The organism is Bartonella sp. HY328 (assembly GCF_025449335.1).
Lineage (GTDB): Bacteria > Pseudomonadota > Alphaproteobacteria > Rhizobiales > Rhizobiaceae > HY038.
This window is the reverse complement of sequence record NZ_CP104883.1, coordinates 2014244-2032879: the sequence shown is the minus strand read 5'-3', so window position 1 is coordinate 2032879 and position 18636 is coordinate 2014244. Positions and strand designations below refer to the sequence as shown.

Here is an 18636-nt window from a genome sequence, read left to right as displayed (position 1 = left end):
AATTATAATTTGCCTATCTTATAGCTTTTTCTTAGCTAATATGTCCGATATTGGGTCATTTTCAAAAAATAAATGTTAAGTTTGATGAAAAAAGCCTTTTGGGACTGGAATGTAATAATTAAAAAAAATATACTAATGTTGTGGTTATTTTTTAGATTTAACAAGTTTTTTACAAAATATGAAAGGCTGTCTGTTTACGCTGGATTATCTCATGGTTACGAGTAAATAAGAGATATCATATATTCAAATTATGTTTCGGCAGTTACTGAGAGTTAGGTGGGATTGATGGCACAAAGTCCAAATGCAATGCAAGAGCCAAGCATGGATGAGCTTCTCGCATCTATTCGTGAGATCATCGAAGAAAATACGGGGCCTTCACCGAATAGAAATTTAAATAGGCAAGAAACGACCGCACCCGCCGTTTCAGTACAGCGTGATAATACTAGTGATAATCAAACGAGAGCAAATCAAAATCACTTATCGCCTGATCCAATGGCGCGTATGTCGGTAGGAGACGAGCGCAGTTCTCGACTTAATGTTCAACAATATGGTGATGTTAGTCCAAGTAATGCCGAAGCTCCACCTGTGCAGGATGCTATGAACGCATTAGCAGCGCGTATTGGTTTACGCCATAGCGAAGACAGTGATAGCCCAATGGAAGCTAATGCTGTTCATGATGAACGCCAACACGTGGCACCTCCACCTGCAGTAATGATGGTTAAAACCCCATCACCAGAGCGTGCGTCACAAGTTCCAAATCCAAGTGCCATTCCCCAGTCACGTGTTGTTAACGGAGCTTCCCATGGCGGCAATATCAATCAACCACCAGTTCAAGGCAATGCTTTGCAAAGCTCAGTCAATAAGCCAATGGTGGCTGGCCAGCCGCGCCCACAAAACACACCAGATCAGGCTGTAAAATTTCAAGGGCAGCCATTGCAGCAACGCAATGCTCAAGCGCTAAATCCTTCCGCAAATCAAGCAATTCCACCCCAACATTCAGCACCGCAAGCCGCAATGGAAGCAATGCGAGCACGTGAAATGCCACAAGCGCGGCCTGCGCCTCAGCAAAGAGATATTGGCCAGCCAAATGATGCGGCAATGCGTAATCAGCAAATGCAAGCCAATGCAGCGTCGCAACCAAATACCAATCGTCCTATGCCACCGCAGCCTCGCACTGTAAATGCTGATACACGGCTAAATGCTGCACCACCGCAAAGTAGTGTTCGGCAAAATCCCCTCGCAGAAAGACGAGTACCAATACAGCAGCCGAATTTTAATGCTGAACCACAGGCTAGTGAAAGACACGAAGCGCGGATCAATCCGCAACAGTTTCCGGTAGATCCGCAGGTTCCCAATGAATTAAATCCCAATCAGCGGCCTGCTAATGTTAGCATGCATCGGCCTAATGTTGATGTGGCGCAAAGCGAGCGCCAAGTGGTGGATAACCAACAGATGCAAAATTTGGTGGCGCCTGAGGCTCAAGCCGAACCGCGTGAAGCAGATAATAGTGCGCGTAGTGCTCACAATAATGTACCGTTTCCTCGTTCAGCACCTCAAAAACCTCATTTTTTGAGTCAGGCACTGCGTTCTGCTTTTATGAGTATTCCTGCGAAAGATACAGCGTTTCAAACCGCCTCATCTTTACCGCAAGCCCCGCTTCGTCCGCAAAGTGTGTCTACGCGAAGCACACCGCAAACGCGCGTAGAGCAGAAAGCCACAGAGATGATCGAGGCAGAGGTTAAGCGCGAAATGGACAATATGGATAAAGCGTTGGATGCTGATTTTGAAAGGTCAGCTGAAAACTTATTGCGTCCTTACATCGCCAAATGGCTTGATGAGCACTTTAGCGACCTTTTTGAAAAGGTTTTAAGGGAAGAGATAAAGCGCGTTATTCAAGCTCAACTTCGATAGTCTATTGAATTATACATTGATTAAAAAAAATTAGCAAAAATGCGAGATTTTTGCAGCTTATTAAAGTGATAAAAGTAAGCAGCATTTGAGCAGTATATTAATGGCAATAAAATTTGAAAACACCCTGTATTAAATGAATACAGGGTGTTTTTATTTTGATTTAGCACTTGTTTAATTATTGAAGAAACGGCTTATTAAGCTTGGTTATTTATTGGGAAATAGTTTCCCCGCAATCGTTATTTCAGCTATTGCTAGAAATATTTAATTGAAAATCTTGCATAAGTCCCATTAATTGCACGTTTTTGCGAACTAGTTTTAATCTGCAAAGTGGTCAATAAAGCCCATTCGTGTCGTTTTCTAATAGGCCGAGTTCGCGAAGTTTATTGAGTAACTGGCGATTAATTATGCCCGTCTCATTCATCATAAATTTTTTTTGAAAGGCGATAATTGCTTTTTTTGTAGGGGTATCGATGACGCCATTTACAATAAGGTCTATATTGCCAAAATTACGTAATGCAGTTTGCACACGCATAATTTGGGCTTTTTCCTTTGATAATATTGTTGTCGGCAAATTATTCGTTGTTAATGGTTTGGGTTTAACTTGTGGTACCCCCATCAATGACGGCGTTTGCTGGCGTGGTATTGCTGAGTTTTGAGAGGGCTGTGGACGAGGTGATGGAACGATTTGATTTTCCAAAGCTGGAATAGAATTATGATTTTGGGCTTGTTGGCTATTGGTCTCTTCGCTCAACAAGCTTTCAATAGTAAGAGAGTTTGCAGTTGTCGTTGGGTTTTTTTCGATATGGGAAGTGAAGAAAAAGCTTCGCGCAATCATATTTTGGTTAAAAAAACTGCTAAATGCTAGAAATAAAGTCAAGCATAAAAATAGAAAAAAGCCAAAGGATAGCAGTGGGTTATTTTTAATTGTTTTTCCCGCAGAATAAATAAGCCATTTTAATAGCAGTGCTACACGTGACGAGATTACATTGGTAATCCGCTGTTGGCTTTTTTTCTTTGTTTTACGCCGTTTTGTTGATTTGGTTTTTGCTTTTGCCATCGCCTAAATATTTTTCATGAAGTTTTGCTGCTTGGTTTTTATCGTTCATTGACAAAAGATGCAAATTGTTACAGTCACTTTTTTGTTGTTTAAGGTGTTCATCAATCATTGGTCCGTTACCAAGGGGCAGTGTAATAGATATTGTGGTGCCTCGGTTTCTCCTACTGCTGATTGTAACACTACCCTTAGCTGCTTCAACAATCCCAAATACCAGTGAAAGACCAATGCCTTGGCCGTCAATATCGGAGGATAATACATTGTCGGCTCTTTTAAAAGGTTGGCAGAGTTCTTTTATGTCCTCTTCGGCAATTCCTGTACCCGTGTCGCTAACTGTAATGAGCAGATTGTTATTTTTTAATACACGCTGCTGTATCGTGATAATGGAGTCATCGTCACTATATTTTGCAGCATTGGTAATGAGATTAATTAAAACCTGCTTTAGCTGGAAACTCTTCAATGTTGTATAATAATTTTTGTGGCAGCTCGGTTCAAATACGACTTTCCGATTTTTTGTGCGATGGCCAGTTATAGCTATAGCCTCTGCAATAGTGCTATCAACATCTTGATCTATTGGGGCGTTTTGCAATTCTTGTTTTTCAAGATAGGCTATTATCAGTTCAAGAAGGTGGTTGCCTGAATCTTTAATATGCTGTGCATATTGGCGTTGTTTCTGAGTTTCAAGTGTTCCCGCAAACTCATGAATAAGAAAATCGCTAAAGCCTATTATCGCGTTAAGCGGTTCACGCATTTCGTGCGCAGCAAGTGTAAATAGTGGCAGTTGATTTTGTATGTCATTGCTCGTTTTATTACTGCTGAAACTTTCGGCAGATGATATCTCCATTGCCGCTTTTTCATCCACCAATTGGCAGTCAATGCTTATACCATTAATGCCAAGGGTCGCATTGCTCATTTGAAAGCTAGTAAACGTGCCATCAATGTCTAAAAAACGGAAAGATTGGCTATTATTATCCTTTTTCCCCATTCGGGCATTATCAAGCAATGTCATCAAAGCTATCTTATCATTAATATGAGCTGTTTCGGAAAGGTGTTTTCCTTTTTGAAAAAAGCCATAATTTGGGGTTTCACCTTGATAGGCGCGAATGTAGCCTTGAGTTGAAACCGTGAGTTTAATAGATGCTTGATGTTCCATAATTACCATTTGTGTGATAGCTGCTTATTGCTAAGTATTGTGTACTTGGCGGTGATGCTAAATTGCCTTTAAGGGCTTAATGAAATGATAACTGATCTTTTTTTTGCCGCATTTAGTCCGCAAACCTGCAATTATGGTTAACAAAATATGGTTTAAAACCGTAATTTTCTATGAACATAGATCCGCTTTAAAATAAGCAAATTATATATCTAATTTAATTTTTATTGGGCAATGCGACTATTTATTTGTACCGATATTTAAAGAGGATGGTGATATCTCTTATTAAAAGCTGAAATTATATTGATGTTGTTTTGATAAATGATTCATCAATATTTTATTGATATAGTGTGGACAAATTAGCCTCATTTCAGACTTATTGATTTATCATGGGTTTGAATTTTATGTTGAGGCTGGAATAGTTTTACAGCTTTTATCGACTAATTATAGTGCAGGTAATTTAACGCGCTTGAGAGTAATCCATATTGGTTGAAAATATTTAAAGCTTTAAATAAATATATGTTGATTATATATATTATAATCAACATGTTATCTTTTTTGATTGGTCATAACTATTGGGGTGTATCTTGCATGAGATTCTTGATTAAGGTAACTTTTTTTCTCATATTGCTTTTTATAGCAGTCGCTTATTTCGCCCCTTCTGAGCAAAGAGCGCATAACAGCGGAGAGTCTCATTCGACCCTTGATGGTGTATTTGCGTTCCAATCTACGCTTAATGATTTAAGTGGATTCTGTGATCGAAATCCTGAAACTTGTGCTACAGGAAAAACATTTTTTGCTGGTTTAAAAGATAAAGCGCTTGAAGGCGCACGCATTTCCTATGAATTTTTAAATGAAAAATTAGGCGGAGAAACAGAAAACAATTTGGAAGCTCAATAAAGTTTTTTGATTGGTAGTATAATTAAAATGTTGTCGACATTATTTTTTCCTTGGCTGTTAAAGATTATAAATTTTCATGTCAAAGCGCGTAAAATAATCCTCAATCATTATTGAAAAAATTGGGACTTGATTGAAATGTAATATTTCAATTCTCAAACTGATTGCGTTTTATGGTTGGTCGTGGTCAGCAAGAAGTGCGCTTACAAGCTAACGTGATTTAAGTAAAATCTAGCGTATTCGTTTTTTTAAGCGGTAACTGCTTAGTTTGTCACAGCAATAAATCGCTAAAAGCGATGACATTGAATAGAAAATAGCAGATATTAAACTTACATAAAGTGAAGTGAACATAGTGACTTGTTTTGTATGGATAAAACGAACCATAACAAAAACAATTATAAATGATGTTATAATACAAAATAAAGTTTTGCGAACGAAACTTAATGGACGGTTATGTTCGACATACCACCAATAATATAATCCATTAATAATAGCCGCCGGTAAGCCCAAAATATAGGCTAAAAATGTCATACCAAATGCAATACCCAGAATGGTTTTATGAAACTCTAAATTTAATAATGTAGCAGAAACTCCATCATCTATTATCATCGTTATTGCGATAAAAAAAATATAGGGTAACACTCCGATTAACGGGCCTAATGAGATATAAGCTATTATTAATGTACTAGCTTTTTGTATTTTTGTTGGTTCCATAGCTAAACCCATTTAAAATTTAGTCAAGAAATATGATTATACAATCAAACATATTTGTTAAGTGTAAAATTCAACTTAAAGTCATTAATAGGGTAAGCTAGGTCTAAAGGGCACTATCATTAAAATCACAAACTTTTTGGTCGTTTTGAAAAGTTAGTATTATGTTAAGGCTTACTGGTGAATGCTTATCAAAGCACAGGGCACGCCAACAGATCAGCGATTGGTTAAAAATTGGTGGCGTGGAAAGCTTATGTACTAGGGAAGGTCCTAGAAAAACGCATCTTGATGCTCTATCCCACTAGGAAGTGATAATAACCGTCAGACACCACATGGAGAAAGTGCCTTTACTATCAAATACCATTTTAAGCCTTTATGAAAGAGCTTGGAAAAGGCATCAAATTATGCTTCAAATAAAGCCGTGTTGCATCTTGCTTGGGAATCTATCTGATGTAAAAGCTGTAACACGTGAATGAGTGCGGTGAAGTGATAGTAAAATGACAGCTTGTGCTTGTAAAAATGCGGAGCGGTAAGCGCGTAAAAAGCGAAAGAAGTAAAAATGACTGAGACAATTGATGAAATCATTGAAAACTTTTCATTCCTAACCGATTGGGAGGATCGTTATCGTTATGTCATCGAACTTGGTCATGAATTGTCCCCCTATCCAGAAACATCGCGTGATGATGTTCACAAGGTGCCAGGTTGTGTCAGCCAAGTGTGGCTAGACTATAAGGTTGATGGTGAAAATGATCCGGTAATGTATTTTATCGGCGATTCCGATGCGCATATTGTGCGTGGCCTCGTTTATATTTTATTGGCATTATATTCTGGCCATAAGGCTTCAGAAATTTTAGAAATCGATGCTGAAGCATTATTGAAAAAATTAGGCTTGGATGAAAATTTAACGCCGCAACGATCAAACGGATTGCGCTCTATGGTTGGGCGAGTTCAGCAAGAAGCGCGTTTGCAAATTAAATGACATACTGCTTAATGGGCTTTTTATCCATTAAGCGCTTTATGGTTTTATTGCATAAGTAAATAGCGAGCAAAGATGACAATGCATAAGGAAAAGTCATTAAAATGCTGCGTAATAAGAGCATCGCAAGGGACGTCTCTTTATACGTAAAATATGTTATAATGCTCATTGAGATGATGAATGAGCTTATAACAAGAAACAGAAAATTTAATGATTTTTTTGGTGCAGTATGGTTTTTTAGGTGCCAACAACTGTATAAGCCTTGTAGCATTGCTGCAGGCAAGCCTAGCAGATAAGCCACAGGTATAAGTTCTGATATAAGCTTAATAAAACCAATGTAAAAATCAAGATTAATCAAGGAATAAAGTGTTTCGCTTTTTATAATGCCGAATATGAAGAGAACAACAAGATAGGGTAGCGCCCCAAAAAATGGTCCGATTAGCACATAAGTTGACATCAAAACTGCGTATTGGCTTTTTATCTTTGATTTCATCATTAAAAATTCACTTATCAAGAAAATATTTTTTAAAAACGACTAATATATACAATCCCATCCTTAAGCTATAATGGATAAATCTATATTTGTTGGCATTGCTCCGCTTTAATGATTAAATTTATTATCTAAAATCCCATGCGTTTATTATACTTAACATAACTGTGATTGAGTAGTCATAAAATATAGATGATTTTAGCCCTATTGCTGACACAAGAATGATTGAAGTTTTTTCTAAATCACATTTGTCCTTATCTATCAGATGATTTATAGCATTTTTAAATTTGAGTCTTTAGGCTAGGGGGGTACCCCTTGATTAAAGTGTTGCATATTGGGGTTTGGTTGTGGAATCTGTCTTTATTGTTCTTATTCTTCTTGTTGCGGTCGTGATAAGCAGTGGTATTTCACGCGCTTCCCCAATTCCTATTCCCATCCCGCTTATTCAAATTGCTGTTGGTTTTTTTATCGCCAGCGTTGCAGATCTTGGCGTTAAGTTAAGACCTGAATTGTTTATGTTTTTGTTTCTACCTCCTTTACTGTTTCTTGATGGCTGGCGCATTCCTAAGGAAGGCTTGCAGCGTGATAAATGGACAATTTTAGCCTTGGCCCTTGGCTTGGTGGTAGCAACTGTTATTGGCGCGGGCTTTTTTATCTATTGGCTTATTCCAACAATGCCATTGGCGGTAAGTTTCGCATTGGCGGCGGTTATTTCCCCAACCGATCCAGTAGCTGTTTCAGCCATTGCAAAACGTGTAGCAGTGCCAAAACGGCTTATGCATATTTTGGAAGGTGAATCGCTTCTAAATGATGCGTCAGGTCTTGTTAGCATGCGCTTTGCACTTGACGCGGCAATGTATGGTCTTTTTTCAATTACTGTTGTTATATCAACTTTTTTATGGACGGCAGTCGGTGGTTTGGTAATTGGTGTTGCAACTACTTTTATTATTACAAAGCTCACAAGTTTTTGGACGCGAAAATTCGGCGATGAAGCCGGATCTAATGTGTTGGTTAGCTTACTTATTCCTTTTGCTGCTTATCTATTGGCAGAAGAAGCCCATACATCTGGTATTTTGTCCGCCGTTGCTGCTGGCATTTCAATGAGTTTCACCGAAGATAAGTTAAAAAACCTTGCCGCTATTCGCATACAAAGAAACGCAGTTTGGAATACGGTTCAATTTACTGCAAATGGTATTATTTTCGTATTGCTTGGTGAGCAACTGCCGCAAATTATCGCCAGTGCTCATTCTGTGGTTGAGCAAGCTGGGCATGAAAATCCGCTTTGGCTACTTTTCTATGTAGTGGCAATTAACGCAACTTTGGCAGTTTTACGCTTTATCTGGGTTTGGATTTCTCTAAAGTTTACCTTGGCGCGCGCCCATAAAAAGGGATTAAAGCCTTATGCGCCGGGTTGGCGTTTGATTACTGCAACATCTCTGGCAGGTGTTCGTGGAACTGTTACCCTTGCGGGTGTTTTAACATTTCCTTTGTTTTTGCCCGACAATTCACCATTTCCCGGTCGTGACCTCGCCATTTTTCTAGCAGCTGGCGTTATTTTATTATCATTAATTGTTGCGAGTATCAGCTTGCCTTATTTATTGAATAATATCGAATTGCCACCTGAGCCATCTCATCAAAAAGAAGAAGAAAAGGCGCGCTCAAGTGCAGCAGAAGCAGCCATTAAAGCGGTTGAAAAAGCTGTCCATAGCATGAGTGAGGGGCGCAATGATGCCGACCTTTATACGCTTGCGGGATCGCGAGTGATGGAGGGGTATCGAGACCGCTTAGCAGAACTTTCTGCAACCGATGAGCAAGTGAGTGCGAATTTGCATGCCGCTGAAATTGAGCGAAAATTACGCCTTGTTGCATTGAAAGCAGAACGTGAGGTCTATTATAATTATGGCCGCCGCCATCAATTATCCGAAGAAGCAGTTGATAAATTTATTCGTGAAGTTGATCTGCTTGAAACGCGCTTTTCTAATGCATGAGTGCTGATATTTGCTGCTAGTTTGAGCATAGGATAATCATATTTACTATGCTCAAACCATAAATGTGTAATTTATGTTGTTAATCGCTTCTTCTACGATAGCAATAAAAGCTGCGTTTAATAGGCTTCAACTTTTCAATAGGGCGATTAAAGAAGATCACCACTAATTTCTGTGTGAAAAAAATCAAATTTTTAGGCATTTAAGCGGATTTTCAATTGATTTATGCTAATTTTTTGATCAAAAGATGCTTTTTTCCACATGTTGCATAAAAAAATCACCACAATGACTAAAATTTGTACTGCTTATAATTTGTGCAACTTTTCTAAAAACTCTTCATTAAATAATCAAAATTAGGGCAAAATTTGTACGATGCCCTCAAAAATGCGCGCTTATCGCATAAATAATAGACGATCGTCAAAAATATGATGATTTTTTTTGCAATAAATGCCCGCCTTTTAAGCAATAAAATTACCCAATTTGCATAAATAGTTTTCATTAAGTACTTGAAGAGTTCTAATTTTTCTGCCATAAATAGGACAGTATTGCTGTCATAAGTGGCATTAAGCATATTGAGTTAGAGCAATTGGCACTTGGGGCGAGTATTTTATCTTTTTGAATTGTAAAGAAAATTCAGCAAAGCAATAAGTTTAAGCCACTATTTTTATGAAAAGCAAGCATATGAATAATCCGTTCCTTGTAATTGTTAAAAAATAGGAACATGTTTAAAGAAAGGCTTCACGATGACGCAGTTTACGCCATCCTCTTCAAATGGTTTTTCCAGTACTGTTTTAGCCAAAACAGCACAAAAAAAAACTACGAAGCCTTTCGGTTTTCCTGATGCGCAAGGTCTTTATAATCCCATTAATGAACGTGATGCTTGCGGCGTTGGTTTTATTGCCCATTTAAAGAACCAAAAAAGCCATAAGATTATTGAAGATGGTTTGTTTATTCTTGAAAATTTAACCCATCGTGGTGCCGTTGGTGCCGATCCATTAATGGGCGATGGCGCAGGCATATTGGTGCAAATACCAGATCGCTTTTTTCGTGAAGAAATGGCGCTTCAAGATGTAACTCTTCCAGAAGTGGGGCAATATGGTGTCGGTCATATTTTTATGCCGCAAGATGCAACTATGCGCGCCCATATTGAAAATATCATCCGTGAAGTGATCATTGCAGAAGGGCAGCAATTTATTGCGTTTCGTGATGTGCCCGTTGATAACGCATCCCTATCTAAAGCAGCCGCAATTGTCGCAACTGAGCCGGTTCATCGTCAGGTTTTCATTGGTCGCAATGCCAATTTAACCACGCAGGATGATTTTGAACGCCGTTTATTTGTTTTGCGTAAAGTTATTTCAAACCGCATTTTTGACGAGACAGAAGGGCGCGATGATGGTTTTTATATCGCTTCGCTTTCATCTCGTACTATTGTTTATAAAGGCATGTTTCTTGCCTATCAAGTTGGTGCTTATTATAAGGATTTGAAAGATAAGCGTTTTGAAAGTGCCTTGGCTTTGGTGCATCAACGCTTTTCAACCAATACTTTTCCATCTTGGAAGCTTGCGCACCCTTTCCGCATGGTGGCCCATAATGGTGAAATTAATACTGTGCGCGGCAATGTTAATTGGATGGCGGCGCGCCAAGCATCGGTTGATTCAGAATTATTTGGCAATGATATTTCTAAGCTTTGGCCTATTTCCTATGAAGGTCAATCCGATACTGCTTGTTTTGATAATGCTTTAGAGTTTTTGGTGCAAGGTGGCTATTCCGTTGCTCATGCCATGATGATGTTAGTGCCAGAAGCTTGGGCTGGCAATGCACTTATGGGCGATGAACGGCGCGCATTTTATGAATATCATGCGGCGTTAATGGAACCTTGGGACGGACCTGCTGCGGTTATTTTTACCGATGGTCGCCAAATTGGTGCAACCCTTGATCGTAATGGTTTGCGCCCAGCGCGCTATATTGTCACCGATGATGATTTTGTCATTGCAGCTTCTGAAGCTGGTGTGCTGCCAGTAGCTGAGGAAAAAGTCGTGCGTAAATGGCGTTTGCAGCCCGGTCGCATGTTGCTGCTTGATCTTGAGGAAGGCCGCATCATTTCTGACGAGGAAGTAAAGTCTGAAATTGCAACACGTCACCCATATCAAAAGTGGTTGGATAACACGCAGCTTATTTTGGAAGAGCTAAGTCCGGTTGAACCGCGCTCGCTGCGCAAAGATGTGACACTGCTTAACCGCCAACAAGTTTTTGGCTACAGCCAAGAGGACACCAAGCTATTATTGTCGCCTATGGCAACCACGGGGCAAGAAGCTGTTGGTTCAATGGGAACTGATACGCCAATTTCGGCCATGTCTGAAAAGTCAAAGCTGCTTTATACTTATTTTAAGCAAAACTTTGCCCAAGTGACCAATCCGCCAATTGATCCAATCCGTGAAGAATTGGTGATGAGCCTTGTGTCTTTTATTGGGCCGCGTCCTAATATTTTTGATCTTGTTGGCACATCGCGGCGCAAGCGTTTGGAAGTGCGCCAGCCGATCTTGACCAATGGTGATTTGGAAAAAATTCGTGCTATTGGCCAAACGGAAGACCGTTTTGATACCAAAACACTTGATATGACCTATGCGGCTGAAGAAGGTGCAAATGGTATGGAGGGTGCGGTTAGCCGCCTTTGTGAACGTGCCGAGGCTGCGGTGCATGGTGGCTATAACATTATTATTCTTTCAGATCGCCAAGTTGGGCCAGATCGTATTCCTATTCCAGCGCTGCTGGCAACGGCATCGGTGCATCATCATCTTATCCGCCGTGGTTTGCGTACCTCTGTTGGTTTGGTGGTTGAATCGGGTGAACCGCGCGAAATTCATCATTTTTGCTGTCTTGCGGGGTTTGGTGCTGAAGCAATTAATCCTTACCTTGCTTTTGATACACTTATCGATATGTATCGGCGCGGCGAATTTCCAGTAGAAGTAAGCGATGATGAAGTTGTTTATCGTTTCATTAAGTCTATTGGTAAGGGCATGCTTAAAGTTATGTCTAAAATGGGCATTTCTACCTATCAATCCTATTGTGGTGCGCAAATTTTTGATGCCATTGGTTTAAAGCAATCCTTTGTCGATCGTTTTTTCACTGGTACGGCAACGACTATTGAAGGCATTGATCTTGCGGAAGTTGCCCAAGAAAGCGCGCTTCGCCATAAGGGGGCATTTGGCAATGACCCAGTGTTGAAGAATTTTCTCGATGTGGGCGGCGAATATGTTTACCGTATGCGCGGTGAAGAACATGCATGGACACCCGATGCAATTGCCGAATTGCAACATTCTGTGCGCACAACTAGCCCAGAATTGTTTAAAGCCTATTGCGAACGTATTGATGGTGAAAGCGCAAGAAACAGAAATATTCGCGGTCTTTTCCATATTAAGCTTGCTAGCGAGCGCGGTTTAGAACCCGTTGCTCTTGATGAGGTTGAGCCAGCAATTGATATTGTAAAACGCTTTTCAACTGGTGCAATGTCCTTTGGCTCCATTTCGCGTGAAGCCCATACCACTCTTGCTATTGCCATGAACCGCATTGGCGCAAAATCTAATACTGGCGAGGGCGGCGAAGAACCAGATCGGCTTTATCCATTGCCGGATGGTACACCAAATCCTGAGCGTTCTGCAATCAAGCAGGTGGCATCAGGTCGCTTCGGTGTGACGACTGAATATCTTGTCAATGCTGATATGATCCAGATTAAGGTAGCGCAAGGTGCAAAGCCGGGCGAGGGCGGGCAGCTTCCTGGTCATAAGGTTGATGCAACCATTGCTAAAACCCGTCACTCAACGCCGCGCGTTGGTCTTATTTCGCCGCCGCCGCATCATGATATTTATTCGATTGAAGATTTGGCACAGCTTATTTATGACGTTAAAAACGTCAATCCTGCCGCTGATATTTCGGTGAAATTGGTGTCTGAAGTTGGGGTTGGTACAGTTGCTGCCGGTGTTGCTAAGGCAAGAGCTGACCATATTACTGTGTCTGGCTATGATGGTGGCACTGGTGCTGCGCCCTTAACATCACTAAAGCATGCTGGTAGCCCTTGGGAAATTGGTCTTGCTGAAACGCAGCAAACCCTTATTTTAAACGGTCTTCGTTCACGCATTGCTTTGCAAGTTGATGGTGGTTTGCGTACGGGGCGCGATGTGATTATTGGTGCTTTGCTTGGTGCTGACGAATTTGGTTTTGCCACTGCGCCACTTATCGCTGCTGGTTGCGTCATGATGCGTAAGTGCCATTTAAATACCTGCCCAGTGGGTGTTGCCACCCAAGATCCTGTTTTACGTAAGCGCTTTAAGGGTACGCCTGAACATGTGATAAACTTCTTCTTTTTCTTGGCGGAAGAAGTACGGGGTTTCTTGGCTGCGATGGGGTATCGTCATTTAAACGATATTATTGGTCGGTCTGATCTATTGGATAAAACAGCATTAGTGGACCATTGGAAAGCTAAGGGCTTAGATTTTTCCAAAATGTTCCATATGCCAGAGGCTAAAAAAGAAGATACTTATCATACGCAATTGCAGTACCATCCGATTGATGATGTTCTTGACCGTAAATTAATTAAACTTGCTGAGCCTGCGTTGGAACGGCGTGAAAAGGTTGAAATCGAGACGGTCATCCGCAATGTTGATCGTTCAACAGGTGCTATGCTTTCAGGCGAGTTGGTAAAGCGTTATCGCCATCGCGGTTTGCCTGATAATACAATTACGGCTCGTTTTTTCGGCACGGCTGGGCAATCATTTGGTGCGTTTTTGTCCAAAGGTATTACTTTTGAACTCATTGGCGATGGTAATGATTATGTGGGTAAAGGCTTGTCAGGCGGCCGCATTATCATCAGACCATCGGATGATTCCAAAATCATTGCCGAGGATTCAATCATTGTTGGCAATACAGTTCTATATGGCGGCATTGAAGGTGAATGCTATTTCCGTGGTGTTGCTGGTGAGCGGTTTGCGGTGCGCAATTCTGGTGTTGCTGCTGTTGTTGAAGGCGTTGGTGATCACGGCTGCGAATATATGACTGGCGGTGTTGTAGTTGTTATTGGCCAAACAGGGCGAAACTTTGCTGCTGGCATGTCGGGCGGCGTTGCTTATGTGCTTGATGAGGCAGGAGATTTTTCACGCCGCTGCAATATGGCGATGGTTGAATTGGAGCCAGTACCAGAAGAAGATGATATGCTTGAAAAGCTGCATCATCGCGGTGGCGACCTTATGCATAAGGGGCGTGTCGATGTGTCAGCCAATATGACGCGTCATGACGAAGAGCGTTTGATGCAGATGATAGCTAATCATCACCATTATACTGGCTCAACGCGGGCAAAACAAATTTTGGATAATTGGGAAATGTTCCGTCCAAAATTTGTAAAAGTTATGCCTGTTGAATATCGCCGTGCATTGGAAGAAATGGAAATTTTGCGTGTGGGCACAGCAGCCGAATAGACTGCTTTTAACGGGATTGCGCGGCAAAGAACCGCGCAGCCCATCGCCTTATGCAGATTAAAGAAAGATAAAATATTATGGGAAAAGTTACCGGTTTTCTTGAAATTGACCGCCAGTCGCAAAAATATCAACCTGCGGCCGATCGTATTCGCCATTTTCGCGAATTTGCCATTCCATTAAGTTCTGATGAAATAAAGAAACAGGCCGCTCGTTGTATGGATTGTGGTGTGCCTTATTGTCATGGGCCAACAGGCTGCCCTGTCCATAACCAAATCCCAGATTGGAATGATCTAACCTATAATGGCCGTTGGGAAGAAGCTATTCGTAATCTTCTCACTACAAATAATTTTCCAGAGTTTACCGGCCGTATTTGCCCTGCTCCATGCGAGGAATCGTGTACCCTTAATTTGGAAGATGCCCCAGTTAATATTAAAACAATTGAACAGGCTCTTGCTGATAAGGCTTATGAACTTGGCTTTTTAAATCCGCAACCTGCTGCCATGCGTACTGGTAAAAGCGTTGCCATTATCGGTTCTGGTCCATCAGGAATGGCGGCAGCTCAACAATTAGCGCGCGCCGGGCATAATGTTGATGTTTATGAGCGTGAAAGCCGCCCAGGAGGCTTGCTGCGCTATGGTATTCCTGATTTCAAGATGGAAAAATCACTGATCGATCGCCGTTTGGAGCAATTAAAGGGCGAGGGGGTAACATTTCATTGCGGCGTTAATATTGGTGTCAATAAACCCGCTAAGGAATTGCTTGATGAATATGATGCGGTGCTTTATTGCGGTGGTTCAGAAACGCCGCGCCCTGCTGGTATTCCAGGATCAGAATTTTATGGCGTTCATGATGCTATGAATTATCTTGTTCAGCAAAATCGCCGTGTTGGCCGCGAAAATATCGATTCTGCTGGTTGGCCATCGCCTGCTATTGTAGCTGATGGTATGCATGTGGTTGTTGTTGGCGGTGGTGATACCGCTTCTGACTGTGTTGGAACAGCATTTCGCCAAGGTGCAGTTAAGGTAACGCAGTTAGATATTCGTCCACAACCACCTGAAAAAGAAGATAAGCTAGCTGTTTGGCCTTACTGGGCAACCAAAATGCGTACTTCCACCAGCCAGTCTGAAGGGGCTATTCGCGAGTTTCAGGTGGCGACGCTTGAATTTATTGGTGAAGAGGGCAATTTAACCCATGTGAAATGCTGCCATGTTGATGAAAAGCGCAAACCCATTGCCGGTACCGAATTTTTTATCCGTGCTGATCTTGCTTTTATTGCTATTGGCTTTTCTGGCCCTTACCAAAAAGGCGTGCTTGATGAATTTGGTGATGCATTAAATATTACTGTTGACCGTCGTGGCAGTAGTTCGGTTAATGCAAATGACCGCGATTATCAAACCAGTATTGACAAGCTTTTTGCTGCGGGTGATGTGCGCCGTGGTCAATCTTTGGTAGTTTGGGCTATACGTGAAGGTCGTCAAGCTGCTCATGCGATTGATAAATACCTTATGGGGTCAACTTTATTACCTCGTTAGGCGATTAAAAGCGCATCTAGCTGTCTTTTTAGGTGCGCTTTTGGATGTCATAGATTATTTACACGCTAAACCTTCACCTAAACTATGGTGTTCGGGACTGTTATGGTTTGGCCTGTGATCTTTGCCAAATCGGTTAGGCAGCCATGCAAATTTAGCTCTACTCAAAATTGAGTGAAAGTCCTATATATTATTTAACAAAGCAATAAAGCTTAATAAACAATATCTAGGTGATTAAAATGAATTTGGTTCGCTCTTTCAACAATTGGCGTAGTTACCGTACAACGGTTAATGAATTAAATCGCCTTTCAACACGTGAGCTTAACGACCTTGGCATAAATCGCGCTGAGATTCCTTCAATTGCTCGTCGTGCAACACGCTAATTAAAGTTTAATTAAAGCGCTCGCTGATTGGCTGAGTGCTTATTAAATGGGATACAGACATTAAATTAATGTCTAATATTTTTTCGGGGCTTATTTCTTCCTCCCAAGCCATGGAAGTTTTCGAAGACCGGCATCTCCTCCTCCTCCCAGTCGGTTTTCAATTCAAACACCTGCTGCACCTCCTCCCGCAGCAGGTGTTTTTTTATGCGCAAAATTTATTTTTGGCTGTTTTATATATCGCTGCTTATTTTTTAAGATCGCGCAAAATATAGTTGCATATTTAAATCTTTGGCTTTGCGGCTCTGTAGTAATGCTATATTTTTGTTTATCTATTATGAAAAAAAATAAAAAGGTTAAGGCGGTCACTGTCGAAGGAAAATTTGAACCGGAAAGTAAATATTGCATTTGTATTTTTGTGAATTTACGCAATTTTTATAGTAAAATTAACAACATTACAGATGCAGTGTGTTTGCAAGTACTATTATATCAAAATACAATCCAACGCGCCCCCGATGCTTATCAATTAATATCGGGAGCGGTTTTAGACCAAAATTATTATTACCATTTTAAAACTGGCAATATTTTACATATCGTTTTTTTCAGTCTCAATCTCGAGTTCTACCAGCTTACGATAAAGGGTCGATCGACCGATTTTTAAGCGCCGAGCAACCTCACTGATACGCCCATGATATCGGGTCATCGCAGCTTGAATGACGACCCGTTCTAAAGTATCAAGAGAAACAACATGGCCGGTTTTATCAAAAATAAAATCTTCAACTCCCGAATTATTGCTTTTTTCCTTTATTTCCGGCTCGGTAACTTCGCCTTTTACGAGCTGTGGAAAATCAGTTATAGATAAAAGTGGTCCAGAGCTCATAAGGATGGCGCGAAATAATATCCTATCCAATTCTAATATATTATCTGGCCAATCATATTGTGATAAAAAATTAACTGCAGAATTAGACAGCCCCGAAACATGTGAATAGCCTGTCTCAGTAATAATATGGACTAATAGATTTTTTGCAATATCAACTATGTCTTCGCGCCTATTTCTAAGCGGAGGAATAGATAATTGCCGTTCTGCAAATAGTTTATAAAGCTTTTTATTAAAATGACCATCATTGAAAATTTCATTTAATTCAGGTGTTGCAGTCGCAATCAAACGAATATTACGGTTGTTCTCAACATTTAACGCAAGTAAACTATCATATAAAAATTGTTGGTTTTTTTGATTGAGGCTTTCTATATTGATAAAAAGCAAAGTGCCTTGCGAAAAATCACTAAGCGATCTTTGCACATTGCGTTGCCACTCCTCAGCATATTCTTCATGATTTAAGGTATAGCGACATTGAATACTACGCAAAGTGGAACTATCATTGCCAGCTTCTCGATGCATGATCGTTGCGATACTGTTTCGTCCAGTGCCTTGTTCACCTGTTATTAAAACATTATGTTCATGTTCGACTATATCTTTGGCTACCATTATAGTTGTTTGCATAGCAAGGCTATTCACAACTAAGTCAGAAAAGTGCAAGTTTCCCTCAAAACACCTGTGCATGCTTTTTATCTCGCGTTCAATTGCGGTTCTCTGCATGGTGTTTTTGATAGTTACCATCAAACGAATATCTGAAAATGGGTCAATTATAAAATCATTCGCGCCTGATTCAAGAGCGCGCACCAACTCTTTGCTATCGTCTTTAGCTGAAACGATAACAATAGGCGAGCGAATACCGGCTGTGCGCAAAGTATCAATAAAATTTAAACCATTAATGTCAGACATTTGTAAGTCCAACAGTGCTAAAATAATATTAGGACGCCGACGAAGTAGGTCTAATGTATGATAGCCACTACTAGCCTCGATTATGCGATAACCTTGATTAATCAGCAACTTGGATATGCGTTGCCTACGGCTTAAATCTTCCATAGCAACTAAAACTGTACTAACCATTATATTTAATACTCCTAGTTACCAGTATAACGGTCAGTAGATAAATTAGTTGCATTTTGGATCACATCAATTCTCAAAATTTTTACATACCTATCCGTATAGAAAGAAAACGGGCATGCAAAAAGTAGTCTAAT

The 18636-nt window shown here is 40.6% G+C and carries 13 protein-coding genes; 7 read left to right on the top strand and 6 right to left on the bottom strand.

Going from position 1 to position 18636, the window contains the following annotated elements; translation table 11 throughout:
- Positions 1-285 precede the first annotated feature (285 nt).
- Positions 286-1911 (top strand): DUF2497 domain-containing protein, encoded by a 1626-nt coding sequence (locus N5852_RS08625; RefSeq protein ID WP_262097408.1) that lies wholly within the window; start codon positions 286-288, stop codon positions 1909-1911.
- A gap of 331 nt (positions 1912-2242) precedes the next feature.
- On the opposite strand, the gene N5852_RS08620 is transcribed toward N5852_RS08625, so the two are convergent.
- Entirely contained in the window at positions 2243-2968 is a 726-nt protein-coding gene (locus N5852_RS08620) for a peptidoglycan-binding domain-containing protein (protein ID WP_262097407.1), read from the bottom strand.
- On the bottom strand, positions 2931-4127 hold the full coding sequence (locus tag N5852_RS08615; RefSeq protein WP_262097406.1) for a sensor histidine kinase: 1197 nt from the start codon (positions 4125-4127) through the stop codon (positions 2931-2933). The genes N5852_RS08620 and N5852_RS08615 overlap by 38 nt, the downstream gene beginning before the upstream one ends.
- Positions 4128-4706: 579 nt before the next feature.
- Between N5852_RS08615 and N5852_RS08610 the strand changes: the two genes are divergently transcribed.
- Positions 4707-5015, top strand: a complete 309-nt coding sequence (locus tag N5852_RS08610; RefSeq protein ID WP_262097405.1) for a DUF5330 domain-containing protein — start codon at positions 4707-4709, stop codon at positions 5013-5015.
- A 228-nt stretch (positions 5016-5243) separates the two neighbouring features.
- Here the strand turns inward: N5852_RS08610 and N5852_RS08605 are convergent, their stop codons facing one another.
- The gene (locus tag N5852_RS08605; RefSeq protein WP_262097404.1) at positions 5244-5726 is read right to left on the bottom strand and encodes a hypothetical protein; all 483 of its coding nucleotides are present in this window, start codon (positions 5724-5726) and stop codon (positions 5244-5246) included.
- 556 nt (positions 5727-6282) lie between these two features.
- Here N5852_RS08605 and N5852_RS08600 point away from each other — a divergent pair.
- Positions 6283-6702, top strand: a complete 420-nt coding sequence (locus tag N5852_RS08600) for a SufE family protein (protein ID WP_262097403.1) — start codon at positions 6283-6285, stop codon at positions 6700-6702.
- Here the strand turns inward: N5852_RS08600 and N5852_RS08595 are convergent.
- Positions 6695-7195 (bottom strand): hypothetical protein, encoded by a 501-nt coding sequence (locus tag N5852_RS08595; RefSeq protein WP_262097402.1) that lies wholly within the window; start codon positions 7193-7195, stop codon positions 6695-6697. The genes N5852_RS08600 and N5852_RS08595 overlap by 8 nt on opposite strands.
- Positions 7196-7536: 341 nt before the next feature.
- Between N5852_RS08595 and N5852_RS08590 the strand changes: the two genes are divergently transcribed.
- The 4 genes from N5852_RS08590 (at position 7537) to N5852_RS08575 (ending at position 16554) form a co-directional block, all read left to right on the top strand.
- Positions 7537-9177, top strand: coding sequence for a Na+/H+ antiporter (locus N5852_RS08590; protein ID WP_262097401.1), 1641 nt, complete (start codon positions 7537-7539; stop codon positions 9175-9177).
- 740 nt (positions 9178-9917) lie between these two features.
- Positions 9918-14642, top strand: a complete 4725-nt coding sequence (gene gltB, locus N5852_RS08585) for a glutamate synthase large subunit (protein WP_262097400.1) — start codon at positions 9918-9920, stop codon at positions 14640-14642.
- A gap of 77 nt (positions 14643-14719) precedes the next feature.
- The gene (locus tag N5852_RS08580) at positions 14720-16174 is read left to right on the top strand and encodes a glutamate synthase subunit beta (RefSeq protein WP_262097399.1); all 1455 of its coding nucleotides are present in this window, start codon (positions 14720-14722) and stop codon (positions 16172-16174) included.
- Between the two features lie 236 nt (positions 16175-16410).
- Complete coding sequence (locus N5852_RS08575; RefSeq protein ID WP_262097398.1) at positions 16411-16554, top strand: DUF1127 domain-containing protein; 144 nt, start codon at positions 16411-16413, stop codon at positions 16552-16554.
- 162 nt (positions 16555-16716) lie between these two features.
- On the opposite strand, the gene N5852_RS08570 is transcribed toward N5852_RS08575, so the two are convergent.
- Both N5852_RS08570 and N5852_RS08565 read right to left on the bottom strand, forming a co-directional pair.
- Positions 16717-16959, bottom strand: a complete 243-nt coding sequence (locus N5852_RS08570) for a hypothetical protein (protein ID WP_262097397.1) — start codon at positions 16957-16959, stop codon at positions 16717-16719.
- A gap of 178 nt (positions 16960-17137) precedes the next feature.
- Positions 17138-18502 (bottom strand): sigma-54-dependent transcriptional regulator, encoded by a 1365-nt coding sequence (locus N5852_RS08565; RefSeq protein WP_262097396.1) that lies wholly within the window; start codon positions 18500-18502, stop codon positions 17138-17140.
- Positions 18503-18636 lie beyond the last annotated feature (134 nt).

What these genes read in the sequence shown, in the direction of transcription:
- N5852_RS08625 (WP_262097408.1), top strand. Translation starts at nt 286, where the DNA reads ATGGCACAAAGTCCAAATGCAATGCAAGAGCCAAGCATGGATGAGCTT.
- N5852_RS08620 (WP_262097407.1), bottom strand. Translation starts at nt 2,968, where the DNA reads ATGGCAAAAGCAAAAACCAAATCAACAAAACGGCGTAAAACAAAGAAA.
- N5852_RS08615 (WP_262097406.1), bottom strand. Translation starts at nt 4,127, where the DNA reads ATGGTAATTATGGAACATCAAGCATCTATTAAACTCACGGTTTCAACT.
- N5852_RS08610 (WP_262097405.1), top strand. Translation starts at nt 4,707, where the DNA reads ATGAGATTCTTGATTAAGGTAACTTTTTTTCTCATATTGCTTTTTATA.
- N5852_RS08605 (WP_262097404.1), bottom strand. Translation starts at nt 5,726, where the DNA reads ATGGAACCAACAAAAATACAAAAAGCTAGTACATTAATAATAGCTTAT.
- N5852_RS08600 (WP_262097403.1), top strand. Translation starts at nt 6,283, where the DNA reads ATGACTGAGACAATTGATGAAATCATTGAAAACTTTTCATTCCTAACC.
- N5852_RS08595 (WP_262097402.1), bottom strand. Translation starts at nt 7,195, where the DNA reads ATGATGAAATCAAAGATAAAAAGCCAATACGCAGTTTTGATGTCAACT.
- gltB (WP_262097400.1), top strand. Translation starts at nt 9,918, where the DNA reads ATGACGCAGTTTACGCCATCCTCTTCAAATGGTTTTTCCAGTACTGTT.
- N5852_RS08580 (WP_262097399.1), top strand. Translation starts at nt 14,720, where the DNA reads ATGGGAAAAGTTACCGGTTTTCTTGAAATTGACCGCCAGTCGCAAAAA.
- N5852_RS08575 (WP_262097398.1), top strand. Translation starts at nt 16,411, where the DNA reads ATGAATTTGGTTCGCTCTTTCAACAATTGGCGTAGTTACCGTACAACG.
- N5852_RS08570 (WP_262097397.1), bottom strand. Translation starts at nt 16,959, where the DNA reads ATGCAATATTTACTTTCCGGTTCAAATTTTCCTTCGACAGTGACCGCC.
- N5852_RS08565 (WP_262097396.1), bottom strand. Translation starts at nt 18,502, where the DNA reads ATGGTTAGTACAGTTTTAGTTGCTATGGAAGATTTAAGCCGTAGGCAA.